16 protein-coding genes are annotated in these 16,271 nt (G+C 63.0%); 8 read left to right on the plus strand and 8 right to left on the minus strand.

The window, feature by feature from the left end; all coding sequences use genetic code 11:
* Positions 1 to 92: 92 nt before the first annotated feature.
* The 5 genes from dnaA to FJ957_RS18680 form a co-directional block, all read right to left on the minus strand.
* Positions 93 to 1,640, minus strand: a complete 1,548-nt coding sequence (gene dnaA / locus FJ957_RS18660) for a chromosomal replication initiator protein DnaA (RefSeq protein WP_140833856.1) — start codon at positions 1,638 to 1,640, stop codon at positions 93 to 95.
* 841 nt (positions 1,641 to 2,481) lie between these two features.
* Positions 2,482 to 2,748: a 30S ribosomal protein S20 gene (gene rpsT, locus FJ957_RS18665; protein ID WP_140645317.1), complete on the minus strand. Its 267-nt coding sequence runs from the start codon at positions 2,746 to 2,748 to the stop codon at positions 2,482 to 2,484.
* Positions 2,749 to 2,943: 195 nt separating this feature from the next.
* Positions 2,944 to 3,717 (minus strand): enoyl-CoA hydratase, encoded by a 774-nt coding sequence (locus FJ957_RS18670; protein WP_140833857.1) that lies wholly within the window; start codon positions 3,715 to 3,717, stop codon positions 2,944 to 2,946.
* A 47-nt stretch (positions 3,718 to 3,764) separates the two neighbouring features.
* The gene (gene mutM, locus FJ957_RS18675; RefSeq protein WP_140833859.1) at positions 3,765 to 4,655 is read right to left on the minus strand and encodes a bifunctional DNA-formamidopyrimidine glycosylase/DNA-(apurinic or apyrimidinic site) lyase; all 891 of its coding nucleotides are present in this window, start codon (positions 4,653 to 4,655) and stop codon (positions 3,765 to 3,767) included.
* Positions 4,648 to 5,886, minus strand: a complete 1,239-nt coding sequence (locus FJ957_RS18680) for a phosphopentomutase (RefSeq protein ID WP_140833861.1) — start codon at positions 5,884 to 5,886, stop codon at positions 4,648 to 4,650. The genes mutM and FJ957_RS18680 overlap by 8 nt, the downstream gene beginning before the upstream one ends.
* A gap of 174 nt (positions 5,887 to 6,060) precedes the next feature.
* Between FJ957_RS18680 and FJ957_RS18685 the strand changes: the two genes are divergently transcribed.
* On the plus strand, positions 6,061 to 6,957 hold the full coding sequence (locus FJ957_RS18685) for a PhnD/SsuA/transferrin family substrate-binding protein (RefSeq protein WP_140833863.1): 897 nt from the start codon (positions 6,061 to 6,063) through the stop codon (positions 6,955 to 6,957).
* A gap of 4 nt (positions 6,958 to 6,961) precedes the next feature.
* Here FJ957_RS18685 and FJ957_RS18690 read toward each other — a convergent pair whose 3' ends face one another.
* The 3 genes from FJ957_RS18690 to FJ957_RS18700 all read right to left on the minus strand — a co-directional run bounded on the left by FJ957_RS18690 (position 6,962) and on the right by FJ957_RS18700 (position 8,787).
* Positions 6,962 to 7,534, minus strand: coding sequence for a TadE/TadG family type IV pilus assembly protein (locus tag FJ957_RS18690; RefSeq protein ID WP_246672412.1), 573 nt, complete (start codon positions 7,532 to 7,534; stop codon positions 6,962 to 6,964).
* A 77-nt stretch (positions 7,535 to 7,611) separates the two neighbouring features.
* Positions 7,612 to 8,193, minus strand: a complete 582-nt coding sequence (locus tag FJ957_RS18695) for a TadE/TadG family type IV pilus assembly protein (protein WP_246685890.1) — start codon at positions 8,191 to 8,193, stop codon at positions 7,612 to 7,614.
* Between the two features lie 171 nt (positions 8,194 to 8,364).
* Complete coding sequence (locus FJ957_RS18700) at positions 8,365 to 8,787, minus strand: pilus assembly protein N-terminal domain-containing protein (RefSeq protein ID WP_041007433.1); 423 nt, start codon at positions 8,785 to 8,787, stop codon at positions 8,365 to 8,367.
* Positions 8,788 to 9,135: 348 nt separating this feature from the next.
* Between FJ957_RS18700 and FJ957_RS18705 the strand changes: the two genes are divergently transcribed.
* From FJ957_RS18705 to FJ957_RS18735, 7 genes are all read left to right on the plus strand, one after another.
* On the plus strand, positions 9,136 to 9,315 hold the full coding sequence (locus FJ957_RS18705) for a Flp family type IVb pilin (RefSeq protein ID WP_095765933.1): 180 nt from the start codon (positions 9,136 to 9,138) through the stop codon (positions 9,313 to 9,315).
* A 159-nt stretch (positions 9,316 to 9,474) separates the two neighbouring features.
* Positions 9,475 to 9,993, plus strand: coding sequence for a prepilin peptidase (locus tag FJ957_RS18710; protein ID WP_140833867.1), 519 nt, complete (start codon positions 9,475 to 9,477; stop codon positions 9,991 to 9,993).
* A gap of 295 nt (positions 9,994 to 10,288) precedes the next feature.
* Positions 10,289 to 11,101, plus strand: coding sequence for a Flp pilus assembly protein CpaB (cpaB, locus tag FJ957_RS18715; RefSeq protein ID WP_140833869.1), 813 nt, complete (start codon positions 10,289 to 10,291; stop codon positions 11,099 to 11,101).
* Positions 11,098 to 12,606 (plus strand): type II and III secretion system protein family protein, encoded by a 1,509-nt coding sequence (locus FJ957_RS18720; RefSeq protein WP_140833871.1) that lies wholly within the window; start codon positions 11,098 to 11,100, stop codon positions 12,604 to 12,606. The genes cpaB and FJ957_RS18720 overlap by 4 nt, the downstream gene beginning before the upstream one ends.
* A gap of 14 nt (positions 12,607 to 12,620) precedes the next feature.
* Positions 12,621 to 13,358: a CpaD family pilus assembly protein gene (locus FJ957_RS18725; RefSeq protein ID WP_140833873.1), complete on the plus strand. Its 738-nt coding sequence runs from the start codon at positions 12,621 to 12,623 to the stop codon at positions 13,356 to 13,358.
* A gap of 46 nt (positions 13,359 to 13,404) precedes the next feature.
* Positions 13,405 to 14,688, plus strand: a complete 1,284-nt coding sequence (locus FJ957_RS18730; protein ID WP_181175225.1) for a CpaE family protein — start codon at positions 13,405 to 13,407, stop codon at positions 14,686 to 14,688.
* Between the two features lie 30 nt (positions 14,689 to 14,718).
* Positions 14,719 to 16,218, plus strand: coding sequence for a CpaF family protein (locus FJ957_RS18735; RefSeq protein ID WP_140833874.1), 1,500 nt, complete (start codon positions 14,719 to 14,721; stop codon positions 16,216 to 16,218).
* Positions 16,219 to 16,271 lie beyond the last annotated feature (53 nt).

Below are 16,271 nucleotides of genomic sequence, written 5' to 3' on the forward strand. Positions count from 1 at the left end.
AACGCAAGCCCGCGCTACCGGTTCCGGCCGGTAGCGCGGGCTTTCTGGGGATAAAGCCGGCGAAGCGCGCCGCCGATTATTTCTGCGCCCCTTCAGGCCTGGTCGTTGATCAGCCTTCTGAGCAGTTCGAGTTCCTGCGCCAACGTGTTGTCCCCGCCCGAAAGGTCCTCGATCTTGCGCACGGCATGCAGCACGGTCGTGTGGTCGCGGCCGCCGAAGCGGCGCCCGATCTCCGGCAATGAGCGCGGCGTCATCACTTTCGACAGATACATCGCCACCTGCCTCGGCTTGACGATCGTGCGCGTGCGCCGGTTGGACAGAAGCTCCGTCTTCGACACGTTGTAGTGGCGCGCCACGATGCGCTGGATGTCCTCGATGCGCACCCGCTTCGGCTCGCCGGAGCGGTAGATGTGGCCGAGGATCTCGTCGATGCGGTCGATGGTGATCTGCGGCTCGAAGGACTGGCGGAACAGAAGCTGGTTGAAGGCGCCTTCGAGCTCGCGCCCGCTGCCGGTCACCGTGCGCGCGACATGCTCCAGGATCTCGTCCGAGATGTCGAGCGATGTGTCATCGGTCTTGGTGGCGGCGCGGCGCAGTTTCAGCATGCCGAGCCGCATCGCGAAATCCGGCGCCGACATTTCCAGCGCCACGCCGCCATTGAGGCGCGAACGCACGCGCGGCTCCAGCGATTCCAGTTCCGAGGGTGGCCGGTCGGCCGCGACCACCACCTGCTTGGCGCTGTCGAGCAGCATGTTGATGAGGTGGCAGAATTCGTGCTGGATCGACTTGCCCTGCAGGAACTGCATGTCGTCGATGATCAAGAGATCGATGTCGCGCAGCTGCTCCTTCAGCGTCAGCGCGTTGTTGTCGCGGATCGCGGTGGCGAAGCGCCACATGAAATATTCGGCCGTCAGATAGACGACGCGCGACTTCGGGTTGTGCCGCAGCGATTCCGCGGCGATCGCTTGCAGGAGGTGCGTCTTGCCGAGCCCGACGGTCGCATGCAGGAAAAGCGGGTTGAAACGCACCGCGCTCGACTGCGATTCCGCCACCGCCCTGGCCGCGGCGAAGGCCACCCTGTTCGACGGCCCTTCGATGAAGGAGGCGAACGTGTAACGCGGGTCAAGCGGCGATCCCAGCACATTGTGGCGGAACTCCGGTTCCGCGGACGCGCCCTGGCGGGGCGCCGGCACCCGTTGTTCCACGCGCCCGGCGCTCGCGGTGCCGTTGGCGAGCGCGGTATGCGTTTGCTTGGTCATCTTGCGCGCCGGCGCGATTTCGGGCTCGACATGGTTGCGCCCCTGCCGCGTCGCGGTGCGCACGACGATCTCGATCTTGAGGATGTCCGGATCCTCATGCCGCCACAGCTCCGTAATAAGCTCGAGATAATGGCCGTTGATCCAGGACCTCAGGAAGGCCGTGGGCACCGAGATGCGGATAATGCCGCGGGAGGCCTCGGCGACCTTCATGCGGCCGAACCAGCTCGAATAGACCTCGGCCCCAAGACGCGCCTTCAGCTGGGTCTTGACCCGTTCGAACTTCTGTTCCGCGTCGCTGGATGCCGCCACGTCGCCCCCTCCGACAAAAGTTGCTGGAAATGGAAGCTCGCCCGCTAGCTCCCTCTCGATGCCGCTTTGCATGATCAAAGTTCCTTGTCTTCTCGTACCCTTTTCCCGCCGGGGATGCGCCTCCTGCATCCTTGGTCCAGCGACCTTATTTCGCCGCGATGCCGCTGCCGCCGCCGGCAACGATCGTCGCAACTCGCGCAAGGGACCAGCTGCCGGCTCCGCACGCCGGCCGCCGACAACGACAAGGCAATACATCGCCCTCCGGCGAAAACGCCGGCGAGACATCGACTGCCATGTACAATTACGCCAGTCCCCTACCCGCACCGAAGAGGCAAACCAAGCCGCACGCGGAATTGCTCCACGTCATGAATTCTGCCATTTTGTGCTGGCCGATTCAGGCTGGGTCGGGGGCTACAGCCCGTCCCTTCGATGGATGGACATTACCGAAATCGCTGTGGATAGGGCAAGGCCACATCTAACGGTTTTTTAACGAATCTGGTTACCGGACGGGGCTTGAAATCGGGTGCTGCGACGGCACATTTTGACAAAGCCATTGTGATTCAAACCCTTTTCCGGCGAATATGAAAAAGGCCGCCCGAAACGAAATATTCTGAAATAATTCTCTTGACAGCTACTTCTCCCCCGTCGCTCGATCTTGAGTTGAACAAGCTGTGGATGACCGGCTGTAAGTCTTTGAAAAAACTACAGGTTTTTTGCCAGGCAAATTTGGGCAGTTGCCGCAGGGAGGGCGTGCCGGTATCAGCGACGTTGAATATGCCGGCAAAACATTACTGGCATTGGAATCGCGTCGCAAGCGTTGCTTGCGAGCAATTTTTTTAAGTACTTGCCGGCAAACGAAAAAACCCGGCCTGTGCGACCGGGTTCAACATCGATGGACTTAGGATTAAGTCGGTCAGGCCGACAGCGTCTTGACCCGCTGGGCAAGCCGCGAAACCTTGCGGGAAGCTGTGTTCTTATGGACGACACCCTTGGTGGCGGCGCGCATCAATTCCGGCTCCGCCGCCTTGAAGGCTGCCACCGCCGCGGCCTTGTCGCCGGCGGCCAGCGCCTCTTCGACCTGGCGCACATAGGTGCGGACACGCGAGCGACGGTTCTTGTTGACCGCCGCGCGGCGGGCGATCTTGCGCGTTGCCTTTTTGGCCGAAGACGTATTGGCCATGATGCCTCTCTTCCGATCTGGTGGGCGCCAGCGGGGTGCCGCAGGGCGCAAAAAACAAACGGGCAGCCACAGGCCGCCTCGGTTGGTGCGGCTTATAGTTCAGCTTTTCCGGCGCGTCAACGCCACTTGGCGGTCTTTTTGGAGACTGAAAGCGCATCACGCCACGACCCGCCTTCAGTCATTCGGCAACGAGCCCTAGTGGTTGGTGAAATTCGGCTTCCGCTTCTCGACGAAGGCGGCCATGCCTTCCTTCTGATCATCGAGCGCGAACAGCGAATGGAACAGGCGGCGCTCGAAGCGCAGCCCTTCGGCGAGCGTCGTCTCGTAGGCGCGGTTGACGGCCTCCTTGGTCATCATGACCGACGGCAGCGAGAACTCGGCGATCTTGGCCGCCGCCTTCAGCGCCTCGTCGAGCAGTTCGGCGACCGGCACCACGCGCGATACGAGCCCGCTGCGCTCGGCTTCGGCCGCATCCATCATCCGCCCGGTCAGGCACATGTCCATCGCCTTCGACTTGCCGACGAAACGAGTAAGCCGCTGCGATCCGCCCATGCCCGGCATGACGCCAAGCGTGATTTCGGGTTGGCCGAACTTGGCGTTGTCGCCGGCGATGATGAAGTCGCACATCATGGCCAATTCGCAGCCGCCGCCGAGCGCATAGCCCGCAACCGCCGCGATGATTGGCTTGCGCGTGCGCGTGAATTCCTCCCAGCCGACGAAGAAGTCCTGCGTGTAGGCGTCGGCGAAGGATATCGCCTGCATTTCCTTGATGTCGGCGCCGGCGGCAAACGCCTTTTCCGAGCCGGTAAGCACCATCGCGCCGATCCCGGGATCGGCATTGAACGCGCTCGCCGCCGCCACGACCTCCGCAAGGACTTGCGAATTCAGCGCATTGAGCGCCTTGGACCGGTTCAGCGTGATCAGCCCGACCTTGCCGTGCGTCTCGACGATAATGGTTTCATAGGCCATGGTTCGCTTCCTTCCGCGGCAGTGGGATGATCGATACCGTTCCTAGCTCACCGCTGACAGGTCCGGCAATAGAAGGTCGAGCGGCCGCTTTGCACGATGCGCTCGATGTGGCCGCGGCAGCCCGGCTTCGGACATGGCTCGCCCTCGCGATCGTAGACCGCGAAGGAATGCTGGAAATAGCCGAGCGATCCGTCGGCCTGGACATAGTCGCGCAGCGAGGAACCGCCGGCGGCGATCGCGTCGGCGATGACCGAGCGGATCGCCTCGGCAAGGCGCGCGCTTTGCTCTTCCGCTTTCTTGGCCGACCCGGCGATGGTGCCGGCTTCGCGCAGCGGCGAGAGGCCGGCGCGCCACAAGGCCTCCGCCACATATATATTGCCGAGTCCGGCGATCAGACGCTGATCGAGCAGTGCTGCCTTGAGCGGCGATCTGCGATCCTTCAGCAGCGAGGCGAGCAGGGGGCCATCGAGCGCGTTGCCGGTCGGCTCGATGCCGCGCCCCGCCAGCATCGGATGCGTGTCCGGCGCCCCTTCGGCAAACAACATGAAGCCGAAGCGGCGCGGGTCGTTGAAGATGACGCGGGAGCGCTCGTGCTTCGGCGAGACGACGTCGAAGACGACATGGTCGTGCGCGGCGCTTTTCGAGCGCTCGCGGTGGAAGACGCCGGGGACGTCGCTGCCCGCGGCGGCTTCGACCCGGAACGATCCCGACATGCCGAGATGACAGATCAGAACCGGGCCGTTCTCGATATGCATCGTCAGGTATTTGGCGCGCCGGCCAAGCGCCGTCACCGTCTTGCCGGTAAGCCGTTCCGAAAAGCGCTCGGGAAAAGGAAAGCGAAGGTCGGGCCTGCGCGCCTCGACCTTGACGAGCCGCGCCCCTTCCAAGACCGGCTGCAGCCCGCGCCGGACGGTTTCGACTTCGGGCAGCTCAGGCATGGCCGCCTATCGTTGCGAGGAAGGATGTTCCGTGGCGACCGGCCGCCAGGCCGAGGTGGTGCGCGATGGTTTCACCGATATCGGCGAAGGTCGGCCTGAGCCCGATGTCGCCGCCCGTCAGCCCCGGCCCCGTGCCGATCACCGGAACGCATTCACGCGTATGATCTGTGCCGCGCCAGGTCGGGTCGTTGCCATGGTCGGCGGTAAGGATCAGAAGGTCGCCCGGCCTGATGCGCGACAGCGCCTCCGGCAGCCGACGGTCGAACGCCTCGAGCGCTCCGGCATAGCCGGCGACGTCGCGCCGGTGACCGAAGTCGGTGTCGAAATCGACGAAATTGGCAAAGACCAGGTCGCCGTCGCCGGCATCGTCCATCGCGCCGAGCGCCTCGTCGAACATCGCCATGTTGCCGCCGGCCTTGCGCACATCCGAAATGCCGCGATGGGCGAAGATGTCGCCGATCTTGCCGACGGCGGTGACCTTGCTGCCGCGGCCGGTCAGCCTGTCGAGCAGGGTCGGCTCCGGCGGCGGCACCGCATAGTCGCGGCGGTTGTGGGTGCGCTGGAAGGTGACGGGCGTCTCGCCCACGAAAGGCCGCGCGATCACGCGCCCGATCTTGAGCGGATCGACCAGCCGACGCACGGTGAGGCAAAGCTCATAAAGCCGCTCCAGGCCGAAATGCGTTTCATGCGCGGCGATCTGCAGCACGGAATCGACCGACGTGTAGCAGATCGGTTTGCCGGTGCGGATATGCTCTTCGCCGAGCCGTTCGATGATCTCGGTTCCGGGTGCATGGCAATTGCCGAGGATTCCCGGCACCTTGCCTTCGCGGATGATCGCTTCGGTCAGTTCGGCCGGAAAGGCAGGCACGGTGTCGGGGAAATAGCCCCAGTCGAAGCGCACCGGCAGGCCGGCGATTTCCCAGTGGCCGGAGGGCGTATCCTTGCCGCTCGACACTTCCTGGGCGGCCCCGTGGAAGGACGAGGCAAGCAACGGCGTATCGACGTCGAACGTGAGCCCGGTCGCCGTCTGTGCCGCTCGGCCAAGACCGAGCGACATCATGTTGGGCACGGCCAGCGGCCCGTTGCGCAAACCTTCCCGATCGGCGCGACCATCGGCGCAGGCCTGAAAAATATGTCCGAACGTGTCGGCCCCGGCATCGCCATAACGTTCTGCGTCGGCCGCGCCGCCGATGCCGAAAGAATCGAGAACGAACAGGAACGCGCGCGCCATGGGTATCTTTGTTGTCAGTCCTGGCTGCCAGACATAAGGTTCCCCGGCGGCCTTGGCAAATCGGAAACCAAACCGCAACTGCTTGGCGCCATAGTTGCGGCGAGACGCGGATGCGGCGGGAGCGAAGCAGGTATGGCAAGGCGCGGCGGAACCGCGGCAAGGCAGGCCGTGAGAATGTGCGCGGCCGCTCTCGCGGCGTTCGGCGCCGCCGCCGGGCCGGCACGCGCCGACTGGCGTGACGACATCGGCACGTTCCGCATCGGCGTCGTTGCCGAACCGGGCGGCGGCAACACCGTCCCCGGGCTCGCGCGTCTGACCGACGCCTATGCCAATGCGCTCGGCATGAAGGTCGAGTTCGTCGTTGCGCGCGACTACGTGGCGCTGATCGAGGCGCAGGCGAGCGGGCGCGTGCAATATGCGGTCTATTCGGCTCTTGCCTATGCCACGGCCTCGGAACGCTGCGGCTGCGTCGAACCGCTGGTGGCGCCGGTCGATGCCGACGGCGCCGTCGGCATCCGTTCCGTTCTGGTGACACGCGACGGCAGGCTTCCGGACCTTGCGGCGATCGCTTCGCACCGGATCGCGATCGCGCCGGTCGAGAATGTCGGCGGCACGCTGCTGCCGACGGCGGCGCTGTCGGCCGAAGGCGTCAAGATCGCGCGGGATTCGCCCTTCCTGGCGCGTGCGGCTTCGGCCACCGCGGCCGAAACGATGCTGAGCGGCGGCGAAGCGGACGCGCTGTTCGGCTGGGAACCGGCCGATGCCGATGGCCGGTCCGCCCGTTCCGAGGGCACCGTCGCGCGGCTGGAGGCTGCCGGCATCCCCGAGGCGTCGCTTCGGGTGTTATGGACCTCGGGCCTATTGCGCTATGGCCCGCACGCCGTCCGCAGCGATCTCGATCCGGAGGCAAAGCGGCGACTGACGGTCTTCCTGACCAATCTCAAGTCTCAGACGCCCGATGTGTACGACCTGCTGGAGGGCGTGCATTCCGGCGGTTTCAGGCCGGCCGCGCGGAAGGACTATGCGATGGCCGTGGCGATCGTGCGGCAGGAAACGGCAGGGCAGGAATAGCGTGTCAGCAGTCGCTGCAGGGAATCGTCGGACTCCGGCGCGGCCGTAGATAATAGGTTTCGCTCATCGATATGTTGTTGAAGGCAGAGGTCAGCCCGAGCGTCTGCGAATTGCTGGCGGACCAGGTGATGATCGGCTTGTAGCCGAGGTCGCTCTCCACGCGGACCAGGAAGGTGTTGCGGATTATCAGCGTCGCCGGCACCGTGGTGGTCGCGTTGACGGCCGCATCGGCGCTGTAGGTGGTGCCCACCACCTTGCGCGACCATGCAACCTGCACCCTCGGTGATGCTTCGTCCGTGATCTGTATGCCTGTGATGATGATCGTCGGCAATGAACGGTTGTAAGGCTGCAGCGTCGATGTGCCGATCTTCATCATTGCATCGAGATTCGCCTTCACGACGGTCTGCTGCTGGGTGACGAGGTCCGCGACCATGCTGCCGATGCGGCTGACCTTCTTGCTGGTCTCGATGGCCTGCGAGGCTTCCATCGTGATGAAATACATGATGAGGAGCACCGGCACGATGAACGCGAACTCGATCGCCGCGACGCCGCGGCGATCGCGGCAAAACCGCTCCATCCTCGCCAAAATCCTCCGGAGTGCCCCCGCACTATGCATATCGTCCTCCACGCCCGCGGCTTAGCTGTCGAGCAGTCTCAATTGTCGTCGAACGGTTCGTTCTGCCAGGTCACGGACGCGAAATGCAGCGTTTTGCTGTCCTTCAGATTTGCCATCGATTTGGCCAGGAAATCGGTCATCACCGGCCATTTGTAGAACACCCGCAGCATGTTGATGGATTCCGCCAGTCCGGGCGAGACGGTAGGAGACATCGTGTTCGCGCCCTGCGTCAGCACGATATCGCCGCTCACGATCTTGAAACCCGCCGTCGCGGCGTCCGCGAAGCTCGAATATTCGCGCAGATCGACCAGCAGTGGAGCATTTGGCCCGGTATCGGTGCAGTTGTTGGAAACCATGATCTGCAGGCGATTGCAGATCAGTTGCTTGATCGAGGCTTCGGTGACGTTGTTCTGCTGAAGCTGCCCGGTCCGCAACTGGCGGGCGACATCGTCGGTGACGTTGGCCATCACCTCCTGGCCGGCGAACGAAATGCAGCTTTCGAGAATGGCGAAGACGAGAAGCGCGAACGGGATAGCCAGCATCGCGAATTCCATCGCCGTGCTGCCGCGCCTGTCGCTGAAGAAACCGGGGCGGGCTCTGGCGCGCGCCTTGCCGTCCATGCCGTTGCCGGATGTGGCATCCTTGCTCATCTTGAAGTTCCTGCCGATCCCTTTTGCGGTACCGGTGGCAAGGTTAGCGATAACCCATTGAGTTCCAGTTTGGATGATCGTTAAATTCGTCGGGCAAGCTTTAAGCTGTCTTTAATGCCCGTGGATTCGCGCTCGCAGCGCTCAGTGCCCGGCGCTCATTTCGGCTTCGGAAGCCTTCTCGGCCTCGCTCTTGAACGCGCTCTCGCAATAGGGCGTGCAGGACATGGTCTGGACTTCAGCGCGTCTGTAGATGCGCACCGAGGAGGCGGCTTGTCGCACGACGGTCACCTGTTCATCGATGATCGGGCTGCCATCCGAATCGAGCACGACCATATTGGTGACACCGAAGCCCTTGCCAGTGAGGACGATGGTCGAGGCATCCTGCACGGAGGCGTCGGCGATCGCCGGATTGCCGATGACGACCGTGTCGGCCGCGCGTGACAATTTGACGATCTTGGCCTGGTTCATGGTGACTTCTATACCCGCGCCGGCCCTGGCCGGCATGACCAAGGCGGCAGTTGCCAGCAGCGCGGCGACTGGAAACAGCGATCTCGACAACGTCATTGAAGCGCTCCCGGCGGGCAGATTCTTCAACGGAACATGAACGAGATTGGTGAACCAACGGTTAAGCCGGGCCCGGCCATGACTAAGGATCGGCTCGCCTGGCGCGTCATGCGTCGGTGGTGCTTACTGTTTTAGGAATATTGCACAAGCGCCGGTTTCTGGGAGGCCGAGCTGGCTGGCGATGCTTAGGCCACGGTTAACCACACAGCGCGTCCGCCACCGGAAAGGAATCGGTAAGGCTGTTTATTAAGCCGATCGAAACGGCTTCTCCCTAGATTTGCAGCATCCGATCAACCGCAAGAGAAAAGTTGACGGAAGTGCTGTAACACGTGGAGTAGGAGCTCTCGAATGTCTAATCTCATTGCACGTTTCGTGAAGGACGAATCCGGCGCGACCGCCATCGAATACGGTTTGATCGCCGCTCTCATCGCGCTCGCCATCATGGTTGGCGCTACCCAGCTCGGCGGCGCGCTGAACGCCAAGTTCGCCAACATCGCCGCCACCCTCAACGGCGCCACGGCTCCGTAACAAGGCCGCGTATCGCGCCTTTTCGACAGAAAGGAAAGGGCCGCCAACTGGCGGCCCTTTTGTCATGCAGTCGGCCGATTTTGATCGTCCGGCCTCATCGATCGTTAATCCAGCGCGCCTAGGATGACGCTGAAAACATGCCACAGGCACGCCGCATCCATGCTTGAAGCCGTGATCTTCGTCGTCTTTCCTTTCTGCATGCTGTTCGCTGCGGTCTCGGATGCCTTGTCGATGACGATCGCCAACCGTGTTCCCGTGTTGTTGGTGGCGACATTCGCGGTTGTCGCGCCGCTCACCGGCATGGACTGGGCAACCTATGGCTGGCACTTCGCTGCCGGCGCCCTCGTACTTGCCACGACCTTCGGCCTTTTTGCGCTCGGCGGCATGGGCGGCGGCGACGCCAAGCTTCTGGCCGCGACCGCGCTATGGATGGGCCTCAACATCAACCTGATCGGCTATCTGATGACGTCGGCTTTCATCGGCGGCCTGCTTACCCTCGCAATCCTTGCTTACCGGAAATCGCCGCTCGTCATGTACACCGGCCACAGCCGATTTCTTCGCCATTTCGCGGACGAGAGCGTTGGCATCCCCTATGGCATCGCGCTTGGCGCGGGTGGACTGATCACTTTCCCGGATTCGCCGCTGATGGTCTGGGCGCTGGAGAGGCTCACGACCTGAATGCATGTCGCCCAGAAGTGCGCAGCGGTTCAGCGACAACGACGTGCATCAAGCAAAGGTTTGACGCGCGCGGTCTGAATTCCGCCACGCGCCTTAGGCCTCTGGCGATATAGATGTCGGCGATCCCGAGGCGGCCCAGCCGCCTTTTTTGTTAACGGCGGGCCGTTCCATCCAATTTGAGTAAACCTTAAATTAATCACGATCGTAAGTATTACATTAACCTTGTTTTGACGATTGCAGCTGCAAAGTCCGGCCTGGCGAGGTGGTTTGCCACGAGGCGAAGGGTTTCGGACGAATGCCAGCATCCCGATTGATTATTCTGGGCGTGGCTGCGGTCGCGGCGGGTGGCGCGGGCTACGTGGCGAAGAACATGGTCGTGGCGCCGCCGCCTCAGGTCGTTATCGATGCGCCCAGACAGCCGGCGATCGCATTGCAGGATGTGCTGGTGCTTTCCGGTGACGTGTCGATGGGCAGCCAGCTCGGCACCAACATCAGCTGGGAAGAATGGCCGGCCGATGGCGTCAACGCCAACTTCATCACGCGCGCCGCCGAGCCTGACGCGGTCGAAAAGCTCAAGGGCTCGGTCGCCCGCGTGGCCATGTATACTGGCGAGCCGTTGCGCCGCTCCAAGCTGGTCGGCGAGGGGCAGAGCTTCATGTCGTCGATCCTGCCTTCCGGCACGCGCGCCGTCGCGACCGCGATATCGGCCGACACGTCCGCCGGCGGCTTCATCCTGCCCAACGACTTCGTCGACGTCATCATGACCCGCCGCGCCGACACCGGCAACGGCGGCAGCGGCTTCAACACCGAGACCATCCTCAAGAACATCCGCGTGCTGGCCATCGACCAGACCATCCAGGAAGATGAGGAAGGCAAGAAGACCAGGGTCGGCCAGACCGCGACGCTTGAGCTGACGCCGCAGCAGGCCGAGATCATCACCGTGGCGCAGCAGATGGCGGACCGCCTGACGCTGGCGCTGCGCCCGATCACCGACATCCATGAAAAGAATACGGACGAAGCCGACTATCTGGTCAACGGCAACGGCCGACGCGGAACCGTGCGGCTGATCAAGTCCGGCGAGGTTTCCGAGGTGGGAGCAAGGAAATGAGGCCAAACGGTAGACTGCTGCCCTTCCTGGCCGCCGCGGCGATCGGTTTTCTCCTGCTCGGCACCGGCGCCCCGGGACTGGCCGAAGCCAAAGCCGCGGGCGCCGGCGTCTCGGCTTCCGTCGCTACGCAGCGCGTCAAGCTCGGCCTCAACAAATCCGTGGTCATCGACTTGCCGAGCGACGCCTACGATATCCTCGTCGCCAATCCGGCGGTTGCCGATGCCGTGACCCGCACGGCGCGGCGCATCTACCTGTTCGGCAAGGCGGTCGGCGAAACCAACATCTTCGTTTTCGGCCCCAATGGCGAGCAGATCGTCAGCCTGGATCTGGCAGTCGAGCGCGACGTCGCAGGGCTGGAAGACTATCTCAAGCGCTTCATCCCGTCCTCGCAGATCAAGGTCGAGCTTCTCAACGACAACGTCGTCCTGACGGGCATGGTCGACACGCCGCTCGATTCCAAGCGCGCCGTCGACCTTGCAACCATTTTCGTGTCCGGCGGTGAAGCGACGACGGGTCAATATTCGCAGACCGCCGCCGGCGGCTCGGTCAACGGCGGCGTCGATATCAACAATCCCGACCAGGAGCGCCGGACCTCCAAGATCGTCAACCTCCTGCAGATCATCGGCGACGATCAGGTGACGCTCAAGGTGACCGTCGCTGAAGTCAGCCGCTCGGTGATGAAGCAACTCGGCGTTAACATGGTTGGCCGCGGTGGCAGCAATGGCATCAGCTATGGTGCGATCAGCGATACTTTCCCGGGTCTGGGCAAGCCACTATCCACCTCAGGCTTGAGCTTCGCCACTTCATCCCTGCAAGGCACCATCAACGCCATGGAGCAGTCTGGTGCCATGAAGACACTGGCGGAACCAACGTTAACGGCGGTCTCCGGTGAGAAGGCGACGTTCAAGGTCGGCGGCGAATACAACATAGTGACCGCCGTCACCAGCAACAAATCGGCAGACAATCAGAATGCCGACAGAACCTGGACGTCATCGAAGGTCGACTATGGCATCGGACTGGAATTCCAACCGGTGGTCCTGTCGGCTGGCCGTATCAGCCTGAAAGTAAGAACCGCGGTGTCGGAGCCGACGACGGAAGGCTCCGTTGCATTTGGCGATACCAACATCATATCGCTGCGCAAGCGCTTGGCGGATACGACCGTGGAGCTGCCTTCCGGAGGATCGATGATGATCGCCGGACTTGTTCGCGATGATGTGCGCCAGGCCCTCAACGGCATGCCCGGCCTGACAAAGATACCGGTCCTCGGCGCTCTATTTCGCAGCCGCGATTTCGTGCGCAACGAAAGCGAGCTCGTCATCATCATCACGCCTTACCTGGTCAAGCCTGTTGCACGCAACGATCTGGCGAAGCCGGATGACAATTTCAATCCTGCGAGCGACGGCGCCGGCATGTTCCTCGGCCGCGTCAACCGCGTCTACGGCACCATGCAGACCGACAGGCCAGCCGGCCGCTATCACGGTGTCGTGGGCTTCATCTACAAATGAGTGGGAATGCGGATATGTCCAAGTCATCATCGAAGGTCATGACGGTCCGGACAGCATCCGGTATCGCAAGGATCCGTCGGCAGGTGGTCCCGGCGCTGGCGGTCATGCTTGCAGCGTCGCTCACCGGCTGCGCCAACTGGCACCGCGACAGCGTTACGGTCGGGTCGATACCGGACGATTATCGCACGACCCATCCGATCGTCATCGCAGAGAAGAACCAGAAGATCGACCTGCCGGTCGGCGCCGGCGATCGCGGCATGACCGGCGCGCAGCGCGATACGCTGCTCGGCTTTCTCGGCGGCTACGACAAGAGCGCCGCGCCGGCGCTGACGATCGCAATGCCGGCCGGGTCGGCCAACGAGGTCGCCGCCCGATCGGCCGGCCGCGATTTTGCCAGGCTCGCCATGGCGGCAGGCGTCAAGCGCAACCGCATCGTCATGACGTCCTATCAGTCGGCAGTGCCCGAGGCGTCCGCCCCGGTGCGCGTCGCCTTCGTCGCGGTGCGGGCCCAGACCGACAAATGCGGGCGTTGGCCCGACGACATTCTGGAGACGTCGGAGAACAAGCACTATGCCGACTTCGGCTGCTCCTATCAGAACAACCTCGCGGCCCAGGTGGCCAACCCCAACGATCTGATCGGGCCGCGCAAGCAGTCCGACATCGACGCTGAAAATCGCGGCGCGGTGATCGACAAATACCGCGAGAGGGGCATCTCGGACGAGTTCCTCGGCAATTCGGAAGTAACCTACTGAGTCGCGCCCGGACGACGAAGAAAACAGTCTCGGAAAGAGCATGACGATGAGCAATCTTGCCTACGACACGCCCGCGGAAACCGGCGACCTTTCGCAGCAGGACATCGCCGCCATGCAGGCGCTGCGTCCCGTGCCGCGCATTTCGATCCAGGCTTTCTGCGAGACCGAGGGGGTCGCCAATCCCGTCGAGCGCGCCGGCGAGGATCGCCGGATGGCCAAGGCTCATCTCAAGGTCCATATGGGCGGCATCCCGACCGCGATCGAGTTCTACCAGTCCGCGCCGACACCGAACCTCATCCTGCTGGAATCGCGCAGCGAACCGCAGCAGTTGCTCGAACAACTCGGCCAGCTCGCGGAATATTGCGATCCGTCCTCCAAGGTCGTGGTCATCGGCCACTACAATGATGTCGGGCTCTATCGCGAGCTTATCCGGTCCGGCATTTCCGAATATGTCATCGCGCCGGTCTCGATGACCGACATCGTCAGCGTCGTGTCGTCGATCTTCGTCGATCCGGAATCGGAGCCGATCGGCCGGTCGATCGCGTTCATCGGCGCCAAGGGCGGCGTCGGCTCGTCGACCATCGCTCACAATGTCGCCTGGGCCATGTCTTCGCTGTTCAAGTCCGAAGTCGTCATTGCCGATCTCGATCTCGCCTTCGGCACCGCCAACATCAATTTCGATCAGGATCCGGCGCAAGGCATCGCCGAGGCGGTGTTTTCGCCCGAGCGGGTCGACGAGGTCTATCTCGACCGTCTGCTTGCGCAATGCGCCGAGCATCTGTCGCTGCTCGCGGCTCCCTCCACGCTCGAGCGCGTCTACGATTTCGATTCAGAGGCCTTCTCCCAGATCATAGAGACAGCGCAGCGCAGCGCGCCTCTGCTGGTCCTCGATGTCCCTCACGTCTGGAGCGGGTGGACGAAGAGCACGCTGATCAAGGCGGACGAGATCGTCATCACGGCCACGCCCGAGCTCGCAAATCTGCGCAACACCAAGAACATGGTTGACATGCTGAAGCGGCTGCGTCCGAACGATCCGCCGCCGAAGCTGATCATCAACCAGGCGGGGGTACCGAAACGGCCCGAGATCGCGGCGTCCGATTTCGCCGAACCGCTCGGCATCACGCCGATGGCCGTGATCAACTTCGAACCGCTGCTGTTCGGCAATGCCGCCAACAACGGCCGTATGCTCAGCGAGATGGATGCAAAGAGCCCGGTCGTCACCACCATCAATGAAATAGCGCATGTGCTGACCGGGCGCAGCGAAATCAAGGCAAAGAAGAAGGCAGGCCTGGGCTCGATCCTCGGCAAGCTCTCGCGCAACAAGAAGTGACGCTGATTGAGCGGCATCGGGTAGTCGATCATGTTTGGTAAAAGAGGCAAAGACGACGGCAGCCGGGCAACGCCCGAATTCCGTCCGCCTGCAGCTGCTTCCGCCGCGCCCGCTTCGGCGGGGACGATGACGGCCGAGCGGCCGGCTGCGCCGACCTCCAGCCCGCCCTCCGCCGCGCCGGCGCGCCGTCCCGTCGAGCCGCCGCCTATGGCGCTGGAGCCGCCAAGAAAAGTCCAGCGCGAGCGCTCGGAAACCTATTACGACACCAAGAGCCAGGTTTTCTCCGCGCTCATCGACACGATCGACCTGTCGCAGCTCGCCAAGCTCGATCCCGAGAGCGCACGCGAGGAAATCCGCGACATCGTCAACGACATCATCGCGATCAAGAACTTCGCAATGTCGATTTCCGAGCAGGAAGAGCTGCTTGAGGACATCTGCAACGACGTTCTGGGCTATGGACCGCTGGAGCCGCTGCTTGCCCGCGACGACATAGCCGACATCATGGTCAACGGCTCCAAGAACGTCTACATCGAAGTCAACGGCAGGGTCGAGCAGACCGGCGTCCGCTTCCGCGACAACCAGCAGCTGCTCAACATCTGCCAGCGCATCGTCAGCCAGGTCGGCCGCCGGGTCGATGAATCGAGCCCGATCTGCGACGCGCGCCTTCCCGACGGCTCGCGCGTCAACGTCATCGCGCCGCCGCTCTCGATCGACGGCACTGCGCTCACCATCCGCAAATTCAAGAAGGACAAGCTGACGCTGGACCAGTTGGTCAAGTTCGGCGCCATCTCGCCGCAAGGCGCGGAGGTTCTCAAGATTATCGGGCGTGTCCGCTGCAACATCGTCATCTCGGGCGGCACAGGCTCCGGCAAGACAACGCTGCTCAACTGCCTGACCAACTATATCGACCGCGAGGAGCGTGTCATCACCTGCGAGGATTCGGCGGAACTGCAGCTGCAGCAGCCGCATGTGGTCCGTCTCGAAACCCGGCCGCCCAATCTCGAGGGCGAGGGCGAGGTGACCATGCGCGATCTGGTCAAGAACTGCCTGCGCATGCGGCCGGAGCGGATCATCGTCGGCGAGGTGCGCGGACCGGAAGTGTTCGACCTGCTGCAGGCGATGAACACCGGTCACGACGGCTCGATGGGAACGATCCACTCGAACAGCCCGCGCGAATGCCTCAACCGTATGGAATCGATGATCGCCATGGGCGGTTATTCACTGCCGCAGCGCACGGTGCGCGAGATCATCGTCGGCTCGATCGACGTGATCATCCAGGCGGCCCGCCTGCGCGACGGCTCGCGCCGCATCACCCACATCACCGAGGTGGTCGGCATGGAAGGCGACGTCATCATCACCCAGGATCTTGTGCTCTACAACATCAAGGGTGAAGACGCCGGCGGCCGGCTGGTCGGCGAGCATGTGTCGACAGGCATCGGCCGTCCGCATTTCTGGGACCGCGCCCGTTACTATGGCGAGGAACAGCGCCTCGCCAACGCGCTCGAGGCGATGGAGAAACGCGCTGACTGATGCAGCTGGAGGTCTGAAGCAATTCCAGGAAAAGTGTGAAGCGGTTTTCCGCC

Origin of the sequence: Mesorhizobium sp. B2-4-6 (assembly GCF_006442775.1) — a bacterium.
Taxonomy (GTDB): domain Bacteria; phylum Pseudomonadota; class Alphaproteobacteria; order Rhizobiales; family Rhizobiaceae; genus Mesorhizobium.

What these genes read in the sequence shown, in the direction of transcription:
- dnaA (WP_140833856.1), bottom strand. Translation starts at nt 1,640, where the DNA reads ATGCAAAGCGGCATCGAGAGGGAGCTAGCGGGCGAGCTTCCATTTCCA.
- rpsT (WP_140645317.1), bottom strand. Translation starts at nt 2,748, where the DNA reads ATGGCCAATACGTCTTCGGCCAAAAAGGCAACGCGCAAGATCGCCCGC.
- FJ957_RS18670 (WP_140833857.1), bottom strand. Translation starts at nt 3,717, where the DNA reads ATGGCCTATGAAACCATTATCGTCGAGACGCACGGCAAGGTCGGGCTG.
- mutM (WP_140833859.1), bottom strand. Translation starts at nt 4,655, where the DNA reads ATGCCTGAGCTGCCCGAAGTCGAAACCGTCCGGCGCGGGCTGCAGCCG.
- FJ957_RS18680 (WP_140833861.1), bottom strand. Translation starts at nt 5,886, where the DNA reads ATGGCGCGCGCGTTCCTGTTCGTTCTCGATTCTTTCGGCATCGGCGGC.
- FJ957_RS18685 (WP_140833863.1), top strand. Translation starts at nt 6,061, where the DNA reads ATGTGCGCGGCCGCTCTCGCGGCGTTCGGCGCCGCCGCCGGGCCGGCA.
- FJ957_RS18690 (WP_246672412.1), bottom strand. Translation starts at nt 7,534, where the DNA reads ATGGAGCGGTTTTGCCGCGATCGCCGCGGCGTCGCGGCGATCGAGTTC.
- FJ957_RS18695 (WP_246685890.1), bottom strand. Translation starts at nt 8,193, where the DNA reads ATGGACGGCAAGGCGCGCGCCAGAGCCCGCCCCGGTTTCTTCAGCGAC.
- FJ957_RS18700 (WP_041007433.1), bottom strand. Translation starts at nt 8,787, where the DNA reads ATGACGTTGTCGAGATCGCTGTTTCCAGTCGCCGCGCTGCTGGCAACT.
- FJ957_RS18705 (WP_095765933.1), top strand. Translation starts at nt 9,136, where the DNA reads ATGTCTAATCTCATTGCACGTTTCGTGAAGGACGAATCCGGCGCGACC.
- FJ957_RS18710 (WP_140833867.1), top strand. Translation starts at nt 9,475, where the DNA reads ATGCTTGAAGCCGTGATCTTCGTCGTCTTTCCTTTCTGCATGCTGTTC.
- cpaB (WP_140833869.1), top strand. Translation starts at nt 10,289, where the DNA reads ATGCCAGCATCCCGATTGATTATTCTGGGCGTGGCTGCGGTCGCGGCG.
- FJ957_RS18720 (WP_140833871.1), top strand. Translation starts at nt 11,098, where the DNA reads ATGAGGCCAAACGGTAGACTGCTGCCCTTCCTGGCCGCCGCGGCGATC.
- FJ957_RS18725 (WP_140833873.1), top strand. Translation starts at nt 12,621, where the DNA reads ATGTCCAAGTCATCATCGAAGGTCATGACGGTCCGGACAGCATCCGGT.
- FJ957_RS18730 (WP_181175225.1), top strand. Translation starts at nt 13,405, where the DNA reads ATGAGCAATCTTGCCTACGACACGCCCGCGGAAACCGGCGACCTTTCG.
- FJ957_RS18735 (WP_140833874.1), top strand. Translation starts at nt 14,719, where the DNA reads ATGTTTGGTAAAAGAGGCAAAGACGACGGCAGCCGGGCAACGCCCGAA.